The sequence below is a fragment of the Pseudomonas sp. TWRC1-2 genome (assembly GCF_049896685.1).
GTDB lineage: Bacteria > Pseudomonadota > Gammaproteobacteria > Pseudomonadales > Pseudomonadaceae > Aquipseudomonas.
In genome coordinates this window covers 1-23,876 of the sequence record NZ_JAFCUU010000007.1, presented here as the reverse complement: position 1 = coordinate 23,876, position 23,876 = coordinate 1, and the positions used below count along the sequence as shown (strand labels likewise).

Here is a 23,876-nt window from a genome sequence, read left to right as displayed (position 1 = left end):
ACGGACTGTCATGACCACGCTAACGCCTGTTATAGCGACCAATCCCCTCATTGTTCGGGCTGCGACCAGCACGGCGCCGGCCACCTCGGCGAACACCCTCGATGTCTCACCAACGCGGCCTTCTTCAGTGGTCAGCCTTGGCAATCCGGCAGCCGATGTCGTCGATACTTACTCTCGAAACGGTTTGTTGCCCGGCCAGGAAAGCGTGCGGACCTGGGAAAACAACAGCGATGATTCGATCACCTGGGTCATCAACGCCAACTTCCACTCGGTCACTACGGCCAGCCGCTACAGTGGCCTGGGCGCTGCGTTAGTGGACCAATTCACCAAAGGTGGCGGTGCCGCTATTTCCCAGTCGCTGCTCAACACCACCGCTGACCGCGCTGGCGACACCGATGCAATCAAGGCGGACCAGACGCTGCTGCACAGCGAGGCCGACAACCAGGTCAGCCTCAGCATCAAGACTGCCAGCGGCAAGACCGTCACGTTCAGCCTGTCCAACCAGAAAGATGGTCTGGGCGTGCAGGCCACCGTAGAAGGCGGGGAGTTGACCGCCGATGAACTCAAGGCCGTCGGCCAGTTGGGCAGCGCATTCCAGGCCTCGGTCGACGGGCTGACCGCCGTGCCGCCGAAACTCGACTTGAGCAGGCTGACTCAGTTCGACGCCAAGCTGCTGTCGTCGGTGGACCTCAATGCCAAAGTGAAGGCCTCGAACGATGAGGACATTACCCTGGCCTTTCATGCCGACAGCGAGAGCCGTACCACGCGCATGAGTGGCCCGGCGGGTCAGATTGACCTCACGGTGGACCTGAGAAACGCGGCGATCCTAGGCAATGCCAAGCAGCAGGCCAAGGCGCTGCAAACCTACCTAGCGCAGTTCGACCGCGTCGAGCGGCGCGGCAGTGCCAACGCGGACCTGATGGCCATGTTCAAGGACGCGTTCAGCGCCATGAACAGCAACTATCCGCCCGGGGCTGGCGCTGCGAACCCGCTGACTCATAACCCGACCGACAAAGGCTTGCTGACGGGCCTGGCTGACTTCAAGGCCTCGATCAAACAGGCGGCGGGCGCGCCCAATTCGATGCGTCGGTCGGAAGTTGAGGGCTTTTCCTACAGCGTGTCGCAGAAGACCCAGGTCAATGGCCGCAGCACGGGCGACCGCAGCGTCACCCAGAACCAGCAATCGCTGCTGTCGGCCAGCTTCCATAAAGGCCTCGACGGTGGCAAACCGCCGGTTTTTGACGGCTCTCGCGAATCGCAGAATTACCTGTATGTGCAAGTGCAGGACAAGGCCAGCAGCACCGCAAACTTCGCCTATAAAGATGGCCGACTGACAAATGCGTCCGTTACCCAATCGGCTTCCCAGAACACTCACACGCAGAAGTACGTGATGGGCAACCGGGTGCAAGACAGCGTGGTGCCGAAGGAAGCCTCAACCAAGCGCGACTACCTAGCGCTGCTTGAGCACGCCGCCCAGCAGAGCAAAAAGTCCAAGGATGCCCTGGAGCAGTCAACCTTGAAGGATGCCTTGGCCAACATGCATGACTCGATCCTGTTGCAGAACGATCCGGATGTACTGATGCGCTGACGTTTGGCGTGATCAAAGCGGGAAGGCCCAGTGATGCGCCTTCCCGTTTTTTTGCCCGACCAGCGCGCCTGTGCAGGCCAGATTAGGCTTTTGAATCCATTCGATATTCTGTAGCCTTGCGCAGCTTCACCCGTGCTTGATGAACACAATCACTTCGTCCGGCGGCGCCCGAAGGGCTCCAGAGCCGGTGGTACACTCGACTTTCGCGCTTACTGCGCCTGCAGGTCTTGCGAACATGACGCAAATTTCCGAACGCCTACTGGTCCAAGCCCACCTCGACGCCAAGCAGCCCAAGGCGCTGAGCGCCGAAGAAGAGGCGAGCCTGCGCGCCGCCATCGCCGCCGAGCTCAAGGCTCAGGACGCGGTGCTGGTCGCCCACTTCTACTGCGACCCGGTGATTCAGGCCCTGGCCGAAGAAACCGGCGGCTGTGTCTCCGACTCCCTGGAAATGGCCCGCTTCGGCGCAGCCCACCCGGCCAAGACCGTACTGGTCGCCGGTGTGCGTTTCATGGGCGAGACCGCCAAAATCCTTACACCCGAAAAACGCATCCTCATGCCCACCCTGGAAGCCACCTGCTCCCTGGACCTTGGCTGCCCGGTGGAGGAGTTTTCGGCGTTCTGCGATCAGCATCCCGAGCGCACGGTGGTGGTGTATGCCAACACGTCGGCGGCGGTCAAGGCGCGGGCCGATTGGGTCGTTACCTCAAGCTGCGCACTGGAAATCGTCGAAAGCCTGATGGACAACGGCGAGACGATTATCTGGGGGCCGGACAAGCACCTGGGCACCTACATTCAGCGCCAGACCGGCGCCGACATGTTGCTGTGGGATGGCGCGTGCATCGTCCACGAAGAGTTCAAGTCCAAGCAGCTCGAGGACATGAAGGCGCTGTACCCGGACGCTGCGATTCTGGTGCATCCGGAGTCGCCGACGTCGGTGATTGAACTGGCGGACGCCGTGGGTTCCACCAGCCAATTGATCGCAGCGGCCCAGCGCCTGCCGAACAAGACGTTTATCGTCGCCACCGACCGCGGCATTTTCTACAAGATGCAGCAGCTGTGCCCGGACAAGGTCTTCATCGAGGCACCGACTGCCGGCAACGGCGCGGCCTGCCGCAGTTGCGCGCATTGCCCGTGGATGGCGATGAATACACTGGAGCGCACGCTGCAGTGCCTGCGTGAGGGCAGCAACGAGATCTTCGTCGAGCCGTCGGTGATTCCGCAGGCGGTGCGGCCGCTCAAGCGCATGCTCGATTTCACCCAGGCGGCGCGCCTCAAGCTTGCCGGCAACGCTTAATTTAATTGTAAACACGGTTAAAAATGTGGGAGCTGGCTTGCCTGCGATAGCATCACCCTGGTCTGACTGATAGACCGAGGTGCCTGCATCGCAGGCAAGCCAGCTCCCACAGTTGTTTTGTGTCGTTTGGAATTACTTCTTCTGCTTCGGGACACGCACCAGCTGCGTATCCGAATAGATGTCATGCCAGCTGCGTTTTTGCTTATCAAACAGCGACCAGATAAACCCCAGTCCTACGCACAACCACGACGCAATCGACACCACAAACCGCAACAGCGCCTGCCACAGGCTGATCCGCGAGCCGTCGGCGTTCTGCACGCGCACGCCCCACACCTGCATGCCCAGGGTCTGGCCGGAATAGGTCCAGAACTTGGCGAAAAAACCAAATAACACAAAGAATAGAATCGTCGACAGCAACGGGTCACCGTCCAGTGCGCCAGACTCGGTGAGCGCGCGCATCTTCGCCTCGCCGATAAAGGCCATCCACACCAGCTTGTAGATGAACGCTGTGACGATCAGCAAGGCAGTGCACAGGAGAAAGTCATAAAACATCGCTGCCAGGCGACGGCCCAGGCCAACGGCGGGAAACTCGCCTTGGGGGCTCAGCAGGGGTTTGGACATGGCAGTCTCTCTAGAGAAAAAAGCCATTTTACGAGCAAACGCACATAAAAAAGCCCCTGATGTCACCATCAGGGGCTTTTTGTCGCAGCAAGGATCAGCCTTCTGCTTGTACTTCGTCAGCCTGCATGCCTTTCTGGCCTTGCACGGCGATGAACGTCACTTTCTGGCCTTCTTTGAGGCTCTTGAAGCCGTTGCCCTGAATAGCGCGGAAGTGCACGAACAGATCCGGACCGCTTTCTGGAGTGATAAAACCAAACCCTTTCTCGTCGTTAAACCACTTGACGGTACCGCTCTGACGATCAGCCATTTTCTTATTTCCTTGACGCAAAAAATTAATGACAGCCCCTTTCACATGAAAGAGTACTGGGCTGAGTTGCAGGAAAGTAAGAGACGTCGAACGGGTTGTAGCAAACTTTGGCTACTGCCCAGGTCCAGGTTCAAAGCGACCCATGCAAACACAGTGGGCAAACTCTACGCCAACTAATAGAGAAAAAACAAGCCCCGCCAAAAGCCCAACGTTTGCTCGGCTTCATGACTGTTTGATGATTAATGTGGATCCCACTTATTCGATAGAGTTGATCACTTGTTATAGGTTGTTGGCTATTACATTGACTATCGTCAGTGCACTGTTTTATGGCGGTTGCGTTACAGTTTAGTGCACGTTAACGCAACCGCGTTACTTATAGGAACAGTCAATCAGCCACGGAAGTAACGTTGTGGCACAAATGGCATTTTACTTACACGTAATGGCACCTTTTTCCCACGTACCAACGCAGACACTTCGGTGTCCAGAGCGATGAATGCGCTGTCCAGGTAACCCATGGCAAGCGGGCCGCCCAACGTCGGGCCAAAGCCGCCGCTGCACACGCTGCCGATCACGGTGCCCTGCGCATCGACGATCTCTGCACCTTCACGCACCGGGGTACGTTCCTGTGGCAGCAGGCCGACACGCTTGCGGCTCACACCGGCTTGTTGCTGGGTGAAAATCCGGTCGGCGCCGGGGAAGCCACCGGCACGCGCGCCATCGGCACGGCGAGCCTTGGAGATAGCCCACAACAGGCTGGCCTCAATCGGCGTGGTGTCGGTGTTCATGTCGTGGCCGTAGAGGCACAGGCCGGCTTCCAGGCGCAGCGAGTCACGGGCGCCCAGGCCGATGGCCTGCACTTCGGCCTCGGCCAGCAGGCTGCGCGCCAGGCTCTCGGCGTTAGCGGCGGGCACGGAGATTTCAAACCCGTCTTCGCCGGTGTAGCCGGAGCGGCTGACATAGCAGTCCACACCCAGCAGGCGCAGGGTGCCGAACTGCATGAACGTCATCTTGGTCACTTCCGGCGCCAGGCGCGCCAGCACCTTCACCGCCGTCGGGCCTTGCAGGGCCAGCAGGGCGCGTTCTTCAAACAGCGGCTCGATCGTGCACTGCTCGCCAATGTGTGTGCGCAGGTGCGCCAGGTCCTGTTCCTTGCAGGCGGCGTTGACCACCAGGAACAGTTCGTCGTTACCCAGGTTGGCCACCATCAGGTCGTCGAGAATGCCGCCTTGATCGTTGGTGAACATCGCGTAGCGCTGCATGCCCACCGGCAGGTCGATGATGTCGACCGGTACCAGGGTTTCCAGAGCCTTGGCAGCGTTCGCGCCGGTCAGGCGGATCTGGCCCATGTGCGACACGTCAAACAACCCGGCCTGTTCACGGGTGTGCAGGTGTTCCTTCATCACGCCCAGCGGGTATTGCACCGGCATGTCGTAGCCGGCGAAGGGCACCATGCGCGCGCCCAGCTCAAGGTGCAGCGCATGCAGTGGAGTTTTCAACAGGGTTTGGGTGGACATATTCAGCTCCTGAAAAACGTGCGGACGCGCCGTTAGGCGTCAGCACTCGATAATGTTGACTGCCAAACCGCCACGGGCGGTTTCCTTGTATTTGCTTTTCATGTCGGCGCCGGTCTGGCGCATGGTGCGGATGACTTTATCCAGCGAGACGAAATGCTGCCCGTCACCGCGCAAGGCCATGCGCACCGCATTGATCGCCTTGACCGAGCCCATCGCATTGCGCTCGATGCACGGCACCTGCACCAACCCGCCAATCGGGTCGCAAGTCAGGCCGAGGTTGTGTTCCATGCCGATCTCGGCGGCGTTCTCCACTTGGGACACGCTGCCGCCCAGCACTTCACACAGTGCGCCGGCTGCCATCGAACAGGCCACGCCGACCTCGCCCTGGCAGCCGACTTCGGCGCCCGAGATCGAGGCGTTTTCCTTGTACAAAATCCCGATGGCGGCGGCGGTGAGCAGAAAGCGCACCACGCCGTCTTCATTGGCGCCGGGGATAAAGCGCATGTAGTAATGCAAAACCGCCGGTACAATCCCGGCCGCGCCGTTGGTGGGCGCCGTGACCACGCGGCCGCCGTTGGCGTTTTCTTCGTTGACCGCCAGCGCGTACAGGTTGACCCAGTCGAGCACCGACAACGGGTCGCGCAGCGCCGACTCGGGGTTCTTGCACAGCTGGCGATGCAACGCGGCCGCGCGGCGCTTGACCTTCAAACCGCCGGGCAAGATGCCTTCATTGCGACAACCCGCATCCACACAGTCCTGCATGACCTGCCAGATGTTCAGCAAGCCGGCGCGGGTTTCCGCTTCCGGGCGCCAGGCACTTTCATTGGTCAGCATCACCTGGCTGATCGACAGCCCATAGGTGGCGCAATGCCCAAGCAAGTCCTTGGCGTGCTTGAAAGGGAAGGTCAGCGGCGTGGTGTCTTCGACAATCCGGTCGGCGCCGGCCGCGTCTTCGTCCACCACAAACCCGCCACCGACCGAGTAGTACTCGCGGCTGCGGATCTGGATGCCGGCGGCGTCGAAGGCCCGGAAAATCATGCCGTTGGGATGGTAGGCCAGCGGTTTGCGAATCATCGCCAGGTGTTCTTTCTCGTTGAACGCAATGCTGTGTTCGCCGAGCAGGTTCAAGCGGCCGTCGCTGCGCATCTGCGCCAGGCGTGCAGCCACGGTTTCAGTGTTCACGGTGTCCGGGTGTTCGCCTTCCAGGCCCAGCAACACGGCCTTGTCGCTGCCATGGCCTTTGCCGGTGGCGCCGAGGGAGCCATAGAGTTCCACCTTGATGCCGGTGGTGGCGCTCAACAGGTTGTCGCGCTTGAGGCCTTCGACAAAGCGGGCGGCGGCGCGCATCGGGCCAACGGTGTGGGAACTGGAGGGGCCGATGCCAATCTTGAACAGGTCGAACACGCTAAGGGACATGGTTGTTCTCCGGTTTCTTATTATTTTCTGGATGTACTCGGCCTGACTGTGGAAGAGATCCATGTGGGAGCTGGCTTGCCTGCGATGCAGACACCTGGGTCTATCAGGTAGACCCAGGTGTCTGCATCGCAGGCAAGCCAGCTCCCACACTTGACCCTGTTCCGTCAGTCAGGGTTACGCGTAACTCTCAATCGACGGGCACGCACACACCAGATTGCGGTCGCCAAACACATTGTCGACCCGACCAACCGGCGGCCAGTACTTGCCTTCGATCAACGACGCAACCGGGTACACCGCTTGTTCACGGCTGTACGGGTGGGTCCATTCGCCGACGATTTCAGCGGCCGTGTGCGGCGCGTTTTTCAGCGGGTTGTCGTCCTTGTCCAGCGTGCCGTTTTCCACCGCGCGGATTTCTTCGCGGATGGCAATCATCGCGTCACAGAAGCGGTCCAGTTCTTCCTTGGATTCACTTTCGGTCGGCTCGATCATCAAGGTGCCGGCCACCGGGAACGACATGGTCGGCGCATGGAAACCAAAATCGATCAGGCGCTTGGCCACGTCGTCCACGCTGATGCCGCTGCTGTCTTTCAATGGGCGCAGGTCCAGGATGCACTCGTGCGCCACCAGGCCATTGCTGCCGGTGTAGAGCACCGGGTAGTGCTCTTCGAGACGACGGGAAATGTAGTTGGCATTCAGGATCGCCAGTTGCGAAGCGCGCTTGAGGCCCGCGCCGCCCATCATGCTGATGTACATCCAGGTGATCGGCAGGATGCTCGCGCTGCCGAACGGCGCCGCGCACACCGCGCCTTCCTTGCGTTCCATGGCCGCGTGGCCAGGCAGGAATGGCGTGAGGTGCGATTTGACGCCAATCGGGCCAACGCCCGGGCCGCCACCGCCGTGCGGGATGCAGAAGGTTTTGTGCAGGTTCAGGTGGGACACGTCGCCGCCGAACTTGCCCGGTGCGCACAGGCCCACCATGGCGTTCATGTTGGCGCCGTCGATGTACACCTGGCCGCCGTTGTCGTGAATGATGCCGCAGATTTCGCGGATGCCTTCTTCGAACACGCCGTGGGTGGACGGGTAGGTGATCATCAGCGCCGCGAGGTGCTCGCGGTGCTCGATGGCCTTGGCGCGCAGGTCTTCGATGTCGACGTTGCCGCGTGCATCGCAGGCGGTCACGACCACGCGCATACCGGCCATGTTGGCGGTGGCGGGGTTGGTGCCGTGGGCCGACGACGGGATCAGGCAGATGTCGCGGCGCTCTTCGCCACGGCTCTGGTGATAGGCACGAATGGCCAAGAGGCCAGCGTATTCACCTTGGGAACCGGCGTTCGGCTGCAGCGAGATGGCATCGTAACCGGTGGCCGCGCAAAGCATGGCTTCCAGCTCGGACGTCAGTTGCAGGTAGCCAGCGCTTTGCTCGGCCGGGGCGAATGGGTGCAGGGCACCGAACTCGGCCCAGGTCACCGGGATCATTTCGCTGGCGGCGTTGAGCTTCATGGTGCACGAGCCCAGCGGGATCATGGTGCGGTCCAGCGCCAGGTCCTTGTCGGCCAGCTTGCGCAGGTAGCGCATCAGCTCGGTTTCGGAGTGGTAGCGGTTGAACACCGGGTGGCTGAGGATCGGCGATTGGCGCAGCAACGCGGCCGGCAGGGTGCCTTGGACGTTGGCGTCGAATTCCGGCAGGGCTTTGCTGTCGGCGAAGATCGACCACAAGGCTTCGATATCCGCCTGGGTGGTGGTTTCGTCGACCGACAGGCCCAGACGCTCAGCATCCACCACACGCAGGTTGATGCGCTGGGCGCGTGCCTTGTCGTGCAGGGCCGCGGTGTTGGCGCCGGTGTTCAGGGTCAGGGTGTCGAAGAAGTGTGTTTGCTCAACCTTCAGGCCTAGCGCGCTCAGGCCTTTGGCCAGGATCGCGGTCAGGTGATGAATGCGGTTGGCGATCTGGGTCAGGCCTTTGGGGCCGTGGTACACGGCGTACATGCTGGCGATGTTGGCCAGCAGCACTTGGGCGGTGCAGATGTTGCTGGTGGCCTTCTCGCGGCGGATGTGTTGCTCGCGGGTCTGCATGGCCAGGCGCAGGGCCGGCTTGCCGAAGCGGTCGACGGACACACCGACCAGACGGCCCGGCATGTCGCGCTTGAACGCGTCTTTGGTGGAGAAATACGCCGCGTGCGGGCCACCAAAGCCCAGCGGCACGCCGAAGCGTTGTGCGCTGCCGATGGCCACGTCGGCGCCGAACTCACCCGGCGGGGTCAGCAGGGTCAGGGCCAGCAGGTCGGCGGCGACCGCGACCAACGCATTGGCGGCGTGGAAACGCTCGGTCAGTTCGCGGTAATCAAACACGTCACCGTTGCTGGCCGGGTATTGCAGCAGGGCGCCGAAGAATGCGCTGACGTCGGTCAGTTCACGCTCGTCGCCCACCACCACGTCGATACCCAGCGGCTCGGCACGCGTGCGCAGCACGTCGAGGGTTTGCGGGTGGCTGTGGATCGAGGCGAAGAAGGCGTTGCTGCTTTTGTTCTTGCTCAGGCGCTTGCAGAAGGTCATGGCTTCGGCGGCGGCGGTGGCTTCGTCGAGCAAGGACGCGTTGGCGATCGGCAGGCCGGTGAGGTCGCTGATCAGGGTCTGGAAGTTCAGCAGCGCTTCGAGGCGGCCTTGGGAAATCTCGGGCTGGTACGGGGTGTAGGCGGTGTACCAGGCCGGGTTTTCCAGCAGGTTGCGCAGAATCGGCGACGGCGTGTGGCAGTTGTAGTAGCCCTGGCCGATGTAGGTCTTGAACAGTTGGTTCTGGCTGGCGATGGCCTTGATCTTGGCCAGGGCCTGGGCTTCGCTCAAGCCGTCTTCCAGGCCGAGCACGCTGGTGCCCTTGATGCTTTCCGGGATCACGCTGGCGCTCAGGGCTTCGAGCGAGTCAAAGCCCAGCTTCGCGAGCATTTGCTGCTCGTCTTCCTGGCGTGGGCCGATATGACGGGCGATGAATTCGTTGGCGGTGCTGAGATTGATCGTCATGGCGCGCTCCTCAGGCTTGGGCGTTGGCTTTGATCAGGCGGTCGTACGCATCCTGATCCAACAGCTTAGCCACTGCGTCGGCATCGGCGGGTTTGAAGCGGAAGAACCAGCCTTCGCCCATCGGGTCTTCGTTGACCAGTTCCGGGCTGTCGCTGAGTTTGTCGTTTACGTCGAGGACTTCGCCGTCCAGCGGCATGTACACGCCGCTCGCTGCCTTGACCGACTCAACGGTGGAGGCTTCTGCACCCTTGGCGTAGGCCTGCAACTCCGGCAGTTGCACGAAAACCACATCACCCAGCGCGTTCTGCGCGAAAGCGGTGATGCCCACGGTGACGCTGCCATCGGCTTCGGCGCGCAGCCATTCGTGATCTTCAGTGAAACGCAACTCGCTCATGGAAACTCCTCAGGGCCAGATTCGTCTGGTGGACGGGATTGGAATAATGAGGAGTTACTTAGCAATATCGCGGCCAATGTTATTAATTTGTTATAAATCAACGGGTTAATAAAATCAGCGAGGAAGTGGAAAGATTTGCCTGTAGCGATTTCGCTACAGCTTGACCGTTGAAAAAAAGCCTATGTGGATCAAAGCCTTGCATGGCGCGCAAAAAACAGGGTTGTAGCGATATCGTTACGCTGTAGCGCTTTCAGTACAGCGAGTGTCGCATCCAGACCAGATTTGGAGTGCAATCCCTGTGGGAGCTGGCTTGCCTGCGATGCAGGCAACTCGGTCTGTCAGTTGAACCGAGGCGATGCTATCGCAGGCAAGCCAGCTCCCACATTTGAACCGCGTTTATTCAGTCAGGGTTTGTTTGGGATGCCGTACTTGCGCAGGCGATGGGCAATCGCGGTGTGCGAAGTCTGCAGGCGGCTGGCCAGTTGGCGGGTCGAGGGGTAACTGGCGTAGAGCTTTTCCAGCAGGCTGCGCTCGAAGTCTTCCACTGCCTGTTCCAGGCTGTCGACTTCACCGTCGCTTTGGCGCGCCACCGAGGTGCCGGCGATGTCCAGGTCGCCGATGTCCACCAAACTGCTCTCGCAAATCGCGGCGGCGCGGAAGATCACGTTTTGCAGCTGCCGCACGTTGCCCGGCCAGCGGTTGCCCAACAGCGCCGGATAGGTGCCTGGCGCCAGGCGGCACACCGGGCGCTGGATCTGCGCGCAGGCCTGCTGCATGAAGTAGCGGGCGAGCAGCAAGATGTCCTGACCGCGCTCGCGCAACGGCGGCACTTCGACGTTGAGCACATTGAGGCGGTAGAACAGGTCTTCACGAAAGGTGCCTTCGCTGACCATCTTTTCCAGGTCGCGGTGGGTAGCGCTGAGGATGCGCACATTGACCTTTACTTCGCGGTCGCCGCCAACGCGCCGGAAGCTGCCGTCGTTGAGAAAACGCAGCAGCTTGGCCTGCAGATACGGTGACATCTCGCCGATTTCATCCAGAAAAACCGTGCCTTGGTTGGCCAGCTCCATCAGCCCCGGCTTGCCGCCGCGTTGCGCGCCGGTAAAGGCACCGGGGGCGTAGCCGAACAGTTCACTCTCGGCGAGGTTTTCCGGCAGCGCCGCGCAGTTCAAGGCCAAAAACGGCGCACTGTGGCGCGCGCTGATGGCGTGGCAGGCCCGCGCGACCAGCTCTTTGCCGGTGCCGGTTTCGCCTTGGATCAACAGCGGCGCATCAAGTGCGGCGACGCGCTGCGCACGCGCCTTGAGGGTGCGAATCACTGGTGATTCGCCCAACAATGCATCAAAGCCTTCGGCATGGTCATGGTGCAGCGCCGACAGTTGTTCGCCGATGCGGTTGGGCTGGTACAGCGTCAGCAGGGCGCCGGCGTCGGTGATCGGCGTGGCGTCCAGCAAAAAGGTCTGGCCGTTGACGCTGATTTCGCGCAGCGGCAGGCGAAAGCCGTGTTCCAGCAAGGTCTCCAGCAGCGCCGCATCGTTGAACAGCTCGCTGATGCTTTCCCCCGCCGGCTCGCGGCCGTACAGGGCGATCAGCGCCGGGTTGGCCAGCAGGATCTTGCCGGCACTGTCCAGCGCCAGCACCGGGTCGGTCATGGCGGCCAGCAGGGCGTCGAGTTGCAGGTGGCGGCGTTGGCCGGGGAGGATGCCCACCACCGTGACCGCCTGTACGCCGTGCACGCTGAACAGCGCGTCGCGCAGTTCTTCGAGCACCTCGGCGCTCAGCGTCGGCGCGTCGATGTAGACGTTGGGCGGCACCATCTCCACCGCATCCAGGTTGAGATTGCGCCCACCGAGCAGGGCCAGGACTTCCTGGGTAATGCCGACGCGGTCGATGAAGCTGACGTGGATACGCATGGGGCGGTTAACGATTCTGGGGAGCGTGAGGCGGCAAGTATGCCTTGGAGCGGATGGAGATCAAAATGTGGGAGCGGGCTTGCTCGCGAATGCGGTGTGTCAGTCTCTTGATTTATTGACTGAAAGACCGCATTCGCGAGCAAGCCCGCTCCCACACTGATGGTGTTGTGTCAGTGCAAACTTGTTATTCCAGGTGCTCGGGCTTGATCGGATCGCCCGCCTTCACATCCAACTGATGCCGCACATCCTCAAACATCAAGTCGTACTGCTTGTGCATTTGGCCGTTAAGCGTCGCAATCTTCGGCATGCCATATTTCTGCGCGATGTTCATCGCATGCCGGGCGAAATCAAAGGCCTGGTCCTTGGGCAAAAAGAATTCCTCCTTGAGGTCCTTGCCCTGCACCGAACCGTGCAGCTTGAAGAGCATTCCCTTGCCTTCCTTTGGGTCCTGGCTGACCTCGTAGTCGATGCACAGGTTGTAGCTGTAGTCATCCTTGTTGAGCGCGTGACGTTCGACGTGCAAGTGACCGGGTTCAAAGGTGGCCATAGGCGTATCTCCTTTACTTCACAGATAGGTGATGCCAGGTTTTGCCGTGCTGATGCGCGTACCGGCACTGCCCTGGACGATGGCTTCGATGTCCGAGAGTGAACCGATGACGGCGGTTTTTCCAGTCTGGCGGGCGAACTCGCAGGCGGCTTGTACCTTGGGGCCCATGGAGCCGGCGGCGAAACCGAGTTTTTCCATGTCGTCGGGGTGGGCTTGGCCGATGGCTTTCTGGGTCGGCTTGCCAAAGTCGATAAAGGCCGCATTAACGTCGGTGGCGATCACCAGCAAATCGGCGTCCAGTTGCGCGGCCAGCAGGGATGAACACAGGTCCTTGTCGATCACTGCCTCAATGCCGCGCAGCTTGCCGTCTTCGCCATACATTGTCGGGATGCCGCCACCACCGGCGCAGATGACGATGGCGCTTTTTTCCAGCAGCCACTTGATCGGGCGGATTTCAAAGATGCGTTTGGGGCGCGGGCTGGCGACCACGCGGCGGTATTTATCGCCGTCCGGGGCGATGGCCCAGCCTTTTTCGGCGGCGAGTTTCTCGGCTTCAGCTTTGGCGTACACCGGGCCGATGGGTTTGGTCGGGTTTTTGAAGGCCGGGTCGTTGGCGTCCACTTCCACCTGGGTCAGCAAGGTGGCGAACGGCACTTCGAAGTCCAGCAGGTTGCCCAATTCCTGTTCGATGATGTAGCCGATCATGCCTTCGGTTTCGGCGCCCAGCACGTCCAGTGGGTAGGGCGACACACTGGTGTAGGCCGCCGCCTGCAACGACAGCAGGCCGACTTGCGGGCCATTGCCGTGGGCGATCACCAATTCGTTGCCGGGGTGGATCTTGGCGATCTGTTCAGTGGCGATTCGGATGTTGGCGCGTTGGTTGTCCGCGGTCATGGGTTCACCACGGCGGAGCAGGGCGTTGCCGCCCAGGGCTACGACGATGCGCATAAAGAATGTCCTTCTAGAATTCAGCAGGGTCTTTGAGCGAAGCGCAATTCATGTGGGAGCCGGGCTTGCCCGCGATGGCATCACCCTGATGTTCCTGAGAAACCGAGGTGTCCGCATCGCAGGCAAGCCAGCTCCCACATTGATCGAGTTCCCACTCAAGATTTAGATATCCGCCAGCGCCGACACCAGAATCGCCTTGATGGTGTGCATGCGGTTTTCCGCTTGCTCAAAGGCGATGTTGGCCGGCGACTCGAACACCTCTTCGGTCACTTCCACGCCATTGGCCAGGTTCGGGTAGCGCGCGGCGATGTCCTTGCCCACCTTGGTTTCGCTGTTATGAAACGCCGGCAGGCAGTGCATGAACTTCACGCGCGGGTTGCCCGAGGCCTTCATCATTTTGGCGTTGACCTGGTACGGCAGCAGTTGCTCGATACGCTCGTCCCACGCTTCCACCGGCTCGCCCATCGACACCCAGATATCGGTGTGGATGAAATCCACGCCTTTGACCGCCTCTTTCGGGTCCTCAGTGATGGTGATGCGCGCGCCGCTTTCTTCGGCAAATGCCTGGCACTGCTTGATGAAATCCTCGTGTGGCCACAGGGCTTTCGGCGCGCCGATGCGCACGTCCATGCCCAGCTTGGCGCCGATCATCAGCAACGAATTGCCCATGTTGTAACGCGCATCCCCGAGGTAGGCGTAGCTGATGTCATGCAGCGGCTTGTCGCTGTGTTCGCGCATGGTCAGGGTGTCGGCGATCATTTGGGTCGGGTGGAATTCGGCGGTCAGGCCGTTGAACACCGGCACACCGGCGAACTTGGCCAGCTCTTCGACGATTTCCTGTTCAAAGCCACGGTACTCGATGGCGTCGAACATGCGGCCCAGGACGCGGGCGGTGTCTTTCATGCTTTCTTTGTGGCCGATCTGCGACGACACCGGGTCGATGTAGGTGACGTGGGCGCCCTGGTCGTGGGCCGCCACTTCGAACGCGCAACGGGTGCGGGTCGAGGTTTTTTCAAAGATCAGCGCGATGTTTTTGCCCTGCAGGTGTGGGCGCTCGGTGCCGGTGTATTTGGCGCGCTTGAGGTCGCGGGACAGGTCCAGCAGGTAGTGCAGCTCGCGGGTGGTGTGGTGCATCAGCGAGAGCAGGCTGCGATTGCGCATATTAAAAGCCATGGTGGATCTCCTTCTGTTTAGGTTATCCCCTTGGCCGGCGCCTCATGAGCGGCGGCCAAGGTTTGAAAGTTAGTAGTCGATTGGGTCGCGGATGATCGGGCAGGTCATGCAGTGGCCGCCGCCACGGCCACGACCGAGTTCACCGGCGCTGATGGTGATGACTTCCACGCCGGCCTTGCGCAGCAGGGTGTTGGTGTAGGTGTTGCGGTCGTAGCCGATTACCACGCCAGGCTCCACGGCCACCACGTTGTTGCCGTCGTCCCACTGCTCGCGCTCGGCGGCGAAGCTGTTGCCGCCGGTCTCGACCACACGCAGGGCCTTGAGGTTGAGGGCTGCGGCGACGGTTTCGAGGAAGTTGGTTTTCTCCCGCTGGATATCGATGCCGTGTGGCTTGCTTTCATCCGGGCGCAGGGTGAAAGGGATGATCTGGTTGACCACTTCCGGGAAAACGGTGACCAGGTCGCGGTCGCAGAAGCTGAACACCGTGTCCAGGTGCATCGCCGCGCGGGATTTGGGCAGGCCGGCAACGATCACGCGTTCCACGGCTTTGTTTTTGAACAGGTTGCGCGCCAGTTGGCCGATGGCCTGGTGGGACGAGCGTTCACCCATGCCGATCAACACCACGCCATTGCCAATCGGCATGACGTCGCCGCCTTCCAGCGTGGCGGCTCCATGCTCCTGGTCGGGGTCGCCATACCAGATCTGAAAGTCTGCGTTGGTGAACTCGGGATGGAATTTGTAGATGGCCGAGGTCAGCAGGGTTTCCTGGCGTCGCGCTGGCCAGTACATCGGGTTCAGCGTCACGCCGCCGTAGATCCAGCAGGTGGTGTCGCGGGTGAACTGGGTGTTGGGCAGCGGCGGCAGAATGAAGCTTGCGTGGCCGAGGAAGTCGCGGAACATCTCGATGGTCTTGCCACCGAAGCTGCTCGGCAGGTCATCGGCCGACACGCCACCAATCAGGTACTCGCTGATTTTGCGCGGCTCAAGGCTGCGCAGCCAGGAGCTGACTTCATCGACCAGGCCCAGGCCCACTGTGTTTGGGGTGATCTTGCGTTCCAGAATCCAGTCCAGCGCCTCGGGGATGGCAACGATGTCGGTCAGCAGGTTGTGCATTTCCAGCACATCGATATCCCGCTCGCGCATCTTGGTGACGAAGTCGAAGTGGTCGCGCTTGGCCTGGGCCACCCACAGCACGTCATCGAACAGCAGTTCATCGCAGTTGTTGGGGGTCAGCCGCTGGTGGGCCAAACCTGGGGAGCACACCATGACTTTGCGCAGTTTGCCGGCTTCGGAATGTACGCCGTACTTCACTTTTTCCGTGGTCATTACAGATCCTCCAGTAGAAAACACTTACAGAGTCAGGAAGCCGTCGTAGAGGCCGTAGGCAGCCACCAGGGCGCCCACGACGACTGCGGCGAAAATCAGCTTCTCGACGTTGGTGAAAATCGGTTTGCCCAGTTCATGCTTGGCCTTGGCGAACAGGATCACGCCAGGGGCATAGAGCAGGGCGGACAGCAGCAGGTATTTGACGCCGCCGGCGTAGAGCAGCCAGACCGCGTAGATCAGCGCGATGGCGCCGATGAACAGGTCTTTCTTGCGCTCGCGCAGGGCGTTTTCGTAGGTCTCGCCGCGCACCGCCAGCAGCAGCGCGTAGGCCGCTGACCACAGGTAAGGCACCAGGATCATCGAGGTGGCGAGGTAGATCAGCGAGAGGTAAGTGCTGGCCGAGAACAGCGTGATCACCAGGAAAATCTGCACCATGGCGTTGGTCAGCCACAGGGCGTTGGCCGGCACGTGGTTGGCGTTTTCCTTGCGCAGAAACGCCGGCATGGTGTGGTCCTTGGCGGCGGCGAACATGATCTCCGCACACAGCAGCACCCACGACAGCAGGGCGCCCAGCAGCGAAATGATCAGGCCGACGCTGATCAGCACCGCGCCCCAGTGGCCGACCACATGCTCAAGCACGGCGGCCATCGACGGGTTCTGCAGCTTGGCCAGTTCCGGCTGGGTCATGATCCCCAAAGACAGCACGTTCACCAGCATCAGGAACAGCAGCACGGTGATAAAGCCAATCACCGTGGCCTTGCCGACGTCGGACCGTTTTTCCGCCCGCGACGAGAAGATGCTCGCGCCCTCAATGCCGATGAACACCCACACGGTGACCAGCATCATGTTGCGCACCTGATTCATCACACTGCCCAGGTCCGGGTTTTTCACGCCCCAGATGTCAGCGGTGAAAATGTCCAGCTTGAACGCGAACAGTGCGATCAACACAAACAGCACCAGCGGCACGACCTTGGCGACGGTGGTCACCAGGTTGATGAACGCCGCTTCCTTGATCCCACGCAGTACCAGAAAGTGCACGGCCCACAGCAACACCGACGCGCCAATCACCGCGGCCGGGGTGTTGCCTTCGCCAAAGATCGGAAAGAAGTAACCGAGGGTGCTGAACAGCAGCACGAAGTAACCGACGTTGCCCAGCCAGGCACTGATCCAGTAACCCCAGGCCGACGAGAAACCCATGTAATCGCCGAAACCGGCCTTGGCGTAGGCGTACACGCCGCCGTCGAGGTCGGGCTTGCGGTTGGCCAGGGTCTGGAACACGAAGGCGAGGGTCAGCATGCCGATGGCGGTAATTACCCAACCAATCAACACCGCACCCACATCGGCGCTGGCAGCCATGTTTTGCGGCAGTGAGAAGATCCCGCCGCCAATCATTGAGCCCACGACCAGTGCAACCAGCGCGCCTAATCGAAGTTTTCCGGGAGATTCAGACATTGCATGACTCCAATGCAGGAGAAGAGAGACCACAGAATAATTCCGTGCGCTAATCAAACAGCTGACTCAGATCACTTCATTGGCACATTCCATTGTGAATTAATGACTTAGGGTTAAGATTCCCGGGCGATAGTGTTCCTCGCAAAGTCGCGTCCCAGAGCGGCTCTGCGTTGTGATTAATTATTTAGTGCGTTCAGGCGGACTTTTGAAGCTAGCCCCTTTTGCTGAATGTGCAAACTTTTTCGGGACGGGCTGCCAAATAACCGAGGGCTGGCAAAGTGCCTGCCTATTTAAATTCTAAATAAACCTAAACTATATAAACTGTCATGCCATTACGTTATGAGCTTGACGGTTTTATCGCTGTCTTTAATAAACGCTACACTCGCTGAATTAATTAGTTGAGTGCACGGTCGTCAGCTCAATTGTTAGTTATTCAGGAGTGTTCATGTCGCAACCGGCCCAAAAACTCAAACTCAGTGCGCTGATCGCGCTGGTGGTGGGCTCAATGATTGGCGGGGGGATTTTCTCCTTGCCGCAGAACATGGCGGCGCGCGCTGAAGTGGGCGCCATATTGATTGGCTGGGCGATCACCGCCGTGGGAATGCTGACGTTGGCCTTCGTGTTCCAGACCCTGGCCAACCGCAAGCCCGAACTGGATTCCGGGGTGTATGCCTACGCCAAGGCCGGTTTTGGCGACTACATGGGGTTCTCGTCGGCCTGGGGTTACTGGATCAGTGCGTGGATGGGCAATGTCGGTTACTTCGTGTTGCTGTTCAGCACCCTCGGCTACTTTTTCCCGGTGTTCGGCCAGGGCAATACGCCGGTCGCCATCGCCTGCGCCTCGCTGTTGTTGTGGGCCGTGCATTTTCTGGTGATGCGCGGGATCAAGGAGGCGGCGTTCATCAACCAGATCACCACCGTGGCGAAGATCGTGCCGCTGCTCATGTTTATCGTGATCGCCGGTGTGGCGTTCAAGGCGGATATCTTCACCCGTGACATCTGGGGCCTGGGCAATCCGCAAGTCGGCAGCGTGGTTGACCAGGTGCGCAACATGATGCTGGTCACCGTGTTTGTGTTCATCGGCATCGAAGGCGCCAGCGTGTATTCGGCGCGGGCCGAGAAACGCTCGGACGTCGGCCGGGCCACGGTGATCGGGTTTCTTGGCGTCTTGGCACTGCTGGTGCTGGTGAATGTGTTGTCCTTGGGAATCATGAGCCAGCCGGAATTGGCGCAGTTGCAAAACCCGTCCCTGGCGGGCGTGCTGGAACATATCGTCGGCCCTTGGGGCGCGATGGCGATCAGCATTGGCCTGGCCGTGTCCTTGCTTGGCGCCTTGCTGTCCTGGGCGTTGCTGTGCGCGGAAATTCTCTACGCCACTGCCCATGACAAGACCATGCCGGCCTTCCTGAAAAAGGAAAACGCTAACCAGGTGCCGGTCAACGCACTGTGGCTGACCAATGTGATGATCCAGATCTTTCTGGTGATCACGCTGTTTTCCCACAGCACCTACACCACACTGATCTACCTGGCCTCGTCGATGATTCTGGTGCCGTACCTGTGGTCGGCGGCGTACGCGGTGCTGTTGAGTGCGCGTGGCGAAACCTACGAAGGCGCCCGCCGCCAGCGCATGAAAGATTTGCTGGTGGGCCTGATTGCCCTGGCGTATGCCGTGTGGCTGCTTTATGCCGGCGGCTTGAAATACCTGCTGTTGTCGGCGCTGCTGTATGCGCCCGGTGTGATTCTGTTCGCCCTGGCCAAGCGCGAGCAGGGCCAGCCGTTGTTCACCTCTGTGGAAAAAGGCATTTTCAGCTGCGTTGTCGCCGGCGCAGGGTTGGCTGCATATGGCTTGTATGGCGGGGGATTGTCGTTGTGAGACTGGCGTATCAGCCGCCCTATGACTGGGCGGCGATGCTGGGCTTTTTGTCCCTGCGTGCGATCACTGGGCTGGAAAGTGTCGAGGCGGGTGTGTATCGGCGCAGCATCAGTGTTGACGGTTGCCACGGCTGGATCAGCGTTGCGCCGGGCGCGGGCAACTGGTTGGACGTTGGCGTGCAGGTTTCTGACGCGGCGGTGCTTGCTGAGATTGCGCGGCGCTTGAGAGCCATGTTCGACCTGGACGCCCAGCCCGGGTTGATCAATGCGCAATTGGCCGCCGACCCGTTGATGGCGCAGCTGGTGGCGGCGCGTCCGGGCCTTCGCGTGCCGGGCGCGTGGGACGGTCTGGAACTGGCGATTCGCGCGGTATTGGGCCAGCAGATCACGGTGGTGGCAGCCATTCGCCTGGCGGGCAAACTGGTGGCGCAGTACGGCCAGCCACTGGCAACCCCACACGCGGGTATCACCCATCTGTTCCCGACGCCGGAGGTGTTGGCGCAGGCGGATCTGGCGACGTTGGGCATGCCCAAGGCGCGGGGCCGCACGTTGTCCGGTGTGGCTCAGGCGTTGCTGGATGACCCGCAGTTGTTTGAGCCCAAAGCCAGTCTCAACGACGGCGTGGCCCGGCTGGTGGCCTTGTCGGGGATTGGTGACTGGACCGCGCAGTACATCGCCATGCGTCAGTTGCGTGAGCCGGATGCGTTTGCGTCGGGGGATATTGGGTTGATCAACGCGTTGGCGGCGTTGGAAGGCGGGCCGGTTTCGGCGCGCCAGTTGTGGGTGCGGGCTGAGGCGTGGCGGCCGTGGAGGGCGTATGCGGCGCAGCATTTGTGGGCGTCGCTGCACCGGGCGGATTGATGGCGTCTATTAGGGCCTCTTCGCGGGCAAGCCCGCTCCCACATGGGGAATGCATTTCAAATGTGGGAGCGGGCTTGCCCGCGAAGGCGGTCTTCAGGTCACCACTGAGCCCGGTGCGAGCCCAATTCCCCCGCCGGCAAATCCCACTGCAACGGCGTGCCGCTGAGGGTGACCGGTGCCAGCAACCGATGGGCCTGACCCCATGCCGTCTGTTCCACCACCAACCCCTGGTCACTCGGCTCTTCAGCCCGTAACGCCGGTTGCTCCGGCACCTGTCCGGCTTCCACCAGCAACTTCGCGGTGCGCGCCAATGACAATCGCGCCGAGCCGCCACGCCCGGATTTCAAGCGTTCGCTTAGCGCCTGGATCGCGCTGGCTGCCATCAAATACCCGGTGGCGTGATCCAGCGCCTGCAATGGCAATGGCACCGGCTTATCCGACTGCTTCCAGGCCATGCCCGCGTCGGCAATCCCGCTGCTCATCTGCACCAGGCTGTCGAAGCCGCGGCGATTGCGCCACGGGCCGCTCCAGCCGTAGGCATTGAGGCTTACGTCGATCAGGCCGGGGGCGAGGGTCTGCAGTTCTGCGGCGGTGTAACCCAGTTGTTCAAGGGCGTCGGCGCGGTAACCGTGAAACAGAATGTCGGCGTCCTTGAGCAGGTCTTCAAACACCTGTCGGCCTTCGGGGCTCTTCAAGTCGAGGCGTGCGCAGCGTTTACCCAGGGTCATTTCCGGCACCACGCCGGGCTCGTTCCAGCCCGGGGAGTCGATGCGCAGCACGTCGGCGCCGAGCCCGGCGAGGAAGCGACTGGCCACGGGGCCGGCCAATACGCGTGTCAGGTCCAGTACCTTGATGCCCGCCAGTGGGCGCGCCACCGAGCCGAGCCAGGGTTTGTCGGTGAGGGTGTCGAAGGTCTGGCGCTGCACCAACTTCTCGGCATTCACCGCCAACCCTTGAGGATGGGTTTGCCAGGCCTGCCACGTGCGCATCTGCGCTGCACAGCCGCCGACATCGACGATCGCCTGTTCCAGCTCGGCAGCGTTCCACGTTGCAACTTTTGCGGCCATTTCGGCGCGGTCATTGACCTTGCCCAAGACCTGCTCGGCGGCGGCGCGATGATGCGGGGCGTTGGTGTGCAGGCGAATCCAGCCATCGGCGCAGGCATAGTCGCCGGCGACCGGGTCCCACAGCGGCGGCGTTTCCCAGCCCACGGGGCGAATCGAGGACGAAAACCAGAAGGAGGCGAGGCGACGGTCCACACTGACACTGGGCAAACGCCCGGTCTGTTGGTGGATAAGGTGAGCCACGGCCTGGCCGGCTGCGCCAAGGCTGGCGCTGGCCAGTTCGGTGACGGCGAAGGTCGAGGGCAGGGCGCCAGCCTCCGTGAAGGTCAGCGGGGTTTGCGGCAGATCGAGTGCGGCTTGGATGGGAGTCAGCAGGTCAGTCATCAAAGGCCCTCCATTAGAGAAGGGCCACTATAGAAGATCCTCACACCGGTGTGACAACTCCCGGTTCCAGCGGCAGGTCGATGCTGGCGATGAAACCTCCGTCGGGGTGATTGGCCAGGATCAGGCTGCCGCCATGGCGTTCCGCCGCGCGCCGGGCAATCGCCAGACCCAGGCCGTGGCCTTGGGCAGCCTGGCCGGGCGCGCGGTAAAACGGTTCGCCCAATTGGCTGAGGTGTTCGGCTTCGACGCCGGGGCCGTGGTCACGCACGCTGATCAGAATGCGCTCGCCGTGGCGCCGGGCGTGCAACTCGATCGGTTGTCCCTGTGGGTTGAAGCGCTGGGCGTTGCGCAGCAGGTTATCCACGGCGCGCTCGATCATGGTCGGCCAGCCCTTGAGCGTCAGCTCGGGCTCGGCGGTCAGTTGCACCACCTGGTCCGGAGCACCGAGCTGGGCGTCCTTTTGCAGGCTCTTGAGCAGCGGGTTGAGGTCGACTTCTTCGGCGCTCGCGTTGTCGGCATCGACGCGGGCCAAGACCAGGATTTCGCTGATCAGGGCTTCCAGGCGATCACACTCGCGGGTCAGGCGTGGCCAGAGTCTTTCGCGTTCTTCGGGGCTGGCGCGTTCGGCCAAGGCCAAGGCAATGCGCAGCCGGGCGAGCGGCGAGCGCAACTCGTGGGACACGTCGCGCAGCAACTGGCGCTGGCTGCCGATCAAGCTTTGCAAACGCGCGCCCATGCGGTTGAAATCAGTGGCCAGCACGCCGAACTCATCGCGGCGGTTGGCCAATTTCGCCAGGCTGTTTTGCTGATAGGTGGCCTGGCCTAGGTCATGCACCGCGCCGCGCAGGCGGCTGAGCGGGCGGGTGATGGACAGCGTCACCAGCAGGCTGAACAGGGTCAGCACCACCAGCGCAATCGCCAGCGCGCTCAACGGCCACGTCAGGCTGTTTCGGTGCCATTCGTCCAGTTCCGGGTGCGGGATGCGGTAGATCAGCAGGTAGGTGTCGCCGGTTTTTTCACTGGTGTACTCGGCGGTCAGGCGGCGCCACGGCAGGTGGCCGTCCTGGTTGTCATTTTGCCGGGCCTCGAAGGCGGCGGCGCGCCGGGGGAACGTACCGCGCACCACCGGCTCGCCGCTCTCATTGAGCACTTGCACGTCGATGTGGTACTGGCGTTTGCGTTGTTGCAGCAAATCCTGAGCGGCGTCCTCGCCCTGGGCTTCGTAGAGTTGCGTCCACTCCTGCGGCAGGTTGTTGAGGCCGGGGTGGCGGCTGAGAATCCAGGCGTCCTGGTTGAGCATGTGCCCAAGCAGGATCGACAGCCCGGCAACCAAGGCGATGGCCAGCCAGAAACTGGCCAGGATGCGCCAGAACAATGAACGCACAGGAAACCCTCAAGCAGGAAAAGCCCAGCGGCGCGAGCCACTGGGCTGGGGTGGTAAAGCTAGAGCATTATTGCGCTTTTTTCGGCTGCTGGGCTTTCCAGGCCTGGAATTCCTTCCACTCGGCGCGGCGCTCGGCTTGTTTCTTGACGATCTCGTCGAATTTCTTCTGTTGATCGGGCTTGAGCACGGCGCGGATGTCGGCCTGGGTTTTCTGCTTGGCGGCCGCCATTTCGTTTTTCATGGCTTGCTGGTCAGCGGCTGGCAGTTTGTCCAGGTACTTGCGCACGATTTCTTTGCGGCCGTGCCATTGTTCGCCCATCAGCTTGCCGATTTGCTCGCGCTGTTCGCGGCTCAGGTCGAGTTGGCTGAAGGGGCCGCCTTTGCCACGCGGACCGTGTTCACCACCGGGGCCCGGGCCACCCATCATGTGGCCTTCAGGGCCGCCCATCGGGCCTGGGCCTTCTGGCGCGGCGGCCATGGCAACGGTTGGCAGGGCAGCGGCGAACATCAAAGCGATAAGGGTCTTGCGCATGGTGATTCTCCTGTCTCTATTCCGGTGAGTCCGGATGTGAGTAGGTTACTCAGATCAAGGTCAGCGGCGGTCAGGTGTGGGTAAAGCTTGGGTAAAGAGGGGTTTGGTGGGGGCTGACAAAACTTGGGGCGGGGTTGGGGTGGGGTGGGGGTTGGGTACATATCCGTTGCTGCGGTAACGGCGGCTGGCGGTTCCGCTCTTACAGCGGGTCACTTTTGGCAAACGCCCCAAAAGTAACCAAAAGGTCTTTGCCCCACCACTCGGCACCTCG

Annotated in this window: 19 protein-coding genes; 4 read left to right on the top strand and 15 right to left on the bottom strand. The window is 61.4% G+C overall.

The window, feature by feature from the left end; all coding sequences use genetic code 11:
- The first annotated feature begins 10 nt into the window (after positions 1-10).
- Both ACP7B3_RS20305 and nadA read left to right on the top strand, forming a co-directional pair.
- Positions 11-1,588 (top strand): lactate dehydrogenase, encoded by a 1,578-nt coding sequence (locus tag ACP7B3_RS20305; RefSeq protein WP_426180497.1) that lies wholly within the window; start codon positions 11-13, stop codon positions 1,586-1,588.
- Between the two features lie 235 nt (positions 1,589-1,823).
- Complete coding sequence (gene nadA / locus ACP7B3_RS20300) at positions 1,824-2,882, top strand: quinolinate synthase NadA (protein ID WP_145165343.1); 1,059 nt, start codon at positions 1,824-1,826, stop codon at positions 2,880-2,882.
- A gap of 132 nt (positions 2,883-3,014) precedes the next feature.
- On the opposite strand, the gene ACP7B3_RS20295 is transcribed toward nadA, so the two are convergent.
- The 12 genes from ACP7B3_RS20295 to arcD (ACP7B3_RS20240) form a co-directional block, all read right to left on the bottom strand.
- Positions 3,015-3,503, bottom strand: a complete 489-nt coding sequence (locus ACP7B3_RS20295; RefSeq protein ID WP_145165341.1) for an RDD family protein — start codon at positions 3,501-3,503, stop codon at positions 3,015-3,017.
- A 94-nt stretch (positions 3,504-3,597) separates the two neighbouring features.
- Positions 3,598-3,810: a cold-shock protein gene (locus tag ACP7B3_RS20290; protein WP_003220045.1), complete on the bottom strand. Its 213-nt coding sequence runs from the start codon at positions 3,808-3,810 to the stop codon at positions 3,598-3,600.
- A 389-nt stretch (positions 3,811-4,199) separates the two neighbouring features.
- Positions 4,200-5,324, bottom strand: a complete 1,125-nt coding sequence (gcvT, locus tag ACP7B3_RS20285; protein WP_426180494.1) for a glycine cleavage system aminomethyltransferase GcvT — start codon at positions 5,322-5,324, stop codon at positions 4,200-4,202.
- A gap of 39 nt (positions 5,325-5,363) precedes the next feature.
- Positions 5,364-6,740: an L-serine ammonia-lyase gene (locus ACP7B3_RS20280; protein ID WP_106578399.1), complete on the bottom strand. Its 1,377-nt coding sequence runs from the start codon at positions 6,738-6,740 to the stop codon at positions 5,364-5,366.
- A gap of 174 nt (positions 6,741-6,914) precedes the next feature.
- Positions 6,915-9,755, bottom strand: a complete 2,841-nt coding sequence (gene gcvP / locus ACP7B3_RS20275; protein ID WP_262209752.1) for an aminomethyl-transferring glycine dehydrogenase — start codon at positions 9,753-9,755, stop codon at positions 6,915-6,917.
- A gap of 10 nt (positions 9,756-9,765) precedes the next feature.
- Entirely contained in the window at positions 9,766-10,149 is a 384-nt protein-coding gene (gene gcvH / locus ACP7B3_RS20270; RefSeq protein ID WP_145165334.1) for a glycine cleavage system protein GcvH, read from the bottom strand.
- Between the two features lie 404 nt (positions 10,150-10,553).
- Positions 10,554-12,062 (bottom strand): sigma-54-dependent transcriptional regulator, encoded by a 1,509-nt coding sequence (locus ACP7B3_RS20265; RefSeq protein WP_426180491.1) that lies wholly within the window; start codon positions 12,060-12,062, stop codon positions 10,554-10,556.
- 184 nt (positions 12,063-12,246) lie between these two features.
- Positions 12,247-12,609: a DUF5064 family protein gene (locus tag ACP7B3_RS20260; protein WP_145165330.1), complete on the bottom strand. Its 363-nt coding sequence runs from the start codon at positions 12,607-12,609 to the stop codon at positions 12,247-12,249.
- Positions 12,610-12,627: 18 nt separating this feature from the next.
- A complete protein-coding gene (gene arcC, locus ACP7B3_RS20255) occupies positions 12,628-13,557 on the bottom strand; it encodes a carbamate kinase (protein WP_106578404.1) in 930 nt (309 codons plus the stop codon).
- Between the two features lie 162 nt (positions 13,558-13,719).
- Positions 13,720-14,730, bottom strand: a complete 1,011-nt coding sequence (locus ACP7B3_RS20250; RefSeq protein ID WP_027605559.1) for an ornithine carbamoyltransferase — start codon at positions 14,728-14,730, stop codon at positions 13,720-13,722.
- A 69-nt stretch (positions 14,731-14,799) separates the two neighbouring features.
- Positions 14,800-16,056: an arginine deiminase gene (arcA, locus tag ACP7B3_RS20245; RefSeq protein WP_145165326.1), complete on the bottom strand. Its 1,257-nt coding sequence runs from the start codon at positions 16,054-16,056 to the stop codon at positions 14,800-14,802.
- 24 nt (positions 16,057-16,080) lie between these two features.
- Positions 16,081-17,508 carry an arginine-ornithine antiporter gene (arcD, locus tag ACP7B3_RS20240; protein ID WP_262209749.1) on the bottom strand — a complete coding sequence of 476 codons (1,428 nt, stop codon included), beginning with the start codon at positions 17,506-17,508 and terminating at the stop codon, positions 16,081-16,083.
- Between the two features lie 445 nt (positions 17,509-17,953).
- Here arcD (ACP7B3_RS20240) and arcD (ACP7B3_RS20235) point away from each other — a divergent pair, with 445 nt between their 5' ends.
- Positions 17,954-19,381 (top strand): arginine-ornithine antiporter, encoded by a 1,428-nt coding sequence (gene arcD, locus ACP7B3_RS20235; RefSeq protein WP_426180488.1) that lies wholly within the window; start codon positions 17,954-17,956, stop codon positions 19,379-19,381.
- Complete coding sequence (locus tag ACP7B3_RS20230) at positions 19,378-20,241, top strand: DNA-3-methyladenine glycosylase family protein (RefSeq protein ID WP_426180486.1); 864 nt, start codon at positions 19,378-19,380, stop codon at positions 20,239-20,241. The genes arcD (ACP7B3_RS20235) and ACP7B3_RS20230 overlap by 4 nt, the downstream gene beginning before the upstream one ends.
- Positions 20,242-20,339: 98 nt before the next feature.
- Here the strand turns inward: ACP7B3_RS20230 and ACP7B3_RS20225 are convergent, their stop codons facing one another.
- From ACP7B3_RS20225 to ACP7B3_RS20215, 3 genes are all read right to left on the bottom strand, one after another.
- Positions 20,340-21,689: a CoA transferase gene (locus ACP7B3_RS20225; RefSeq protein ID WP_426180484.1), complete on the bottom strand. Its 1,350-nt coding sequence runs from the start codon at positions 21,687-21,689 to the stop codon at positions 20,340-20,342.
- Positions 21,690-21,729: 40 nt separating this feature from the next.
- A complete protein-coding gene (locus ACP7B3_RS20220; protein WP_426180482.1) occupies positions 21,730-23,073 on the bottom strand; it encodes a sensor histidine kinase in 1,344 nt (447 codons plus the stop codon).
- 67 nt (positions 23,074-23,140) lie between these two features.
- Positions 23,141-23,605 (bottom strand): LTXXQ domain protein, encoded by a 465-nt coding sequence (locus tag ACP7B3_RS20215; RefSeq protein WP_145165314.1) that lies wholly within the window; start codon positions 23,603-23,605, stop codon positions 23,141-23,143.
- Between the last annotated feature and the right edge of the window lie 271 nt (positions 23,606-23,876).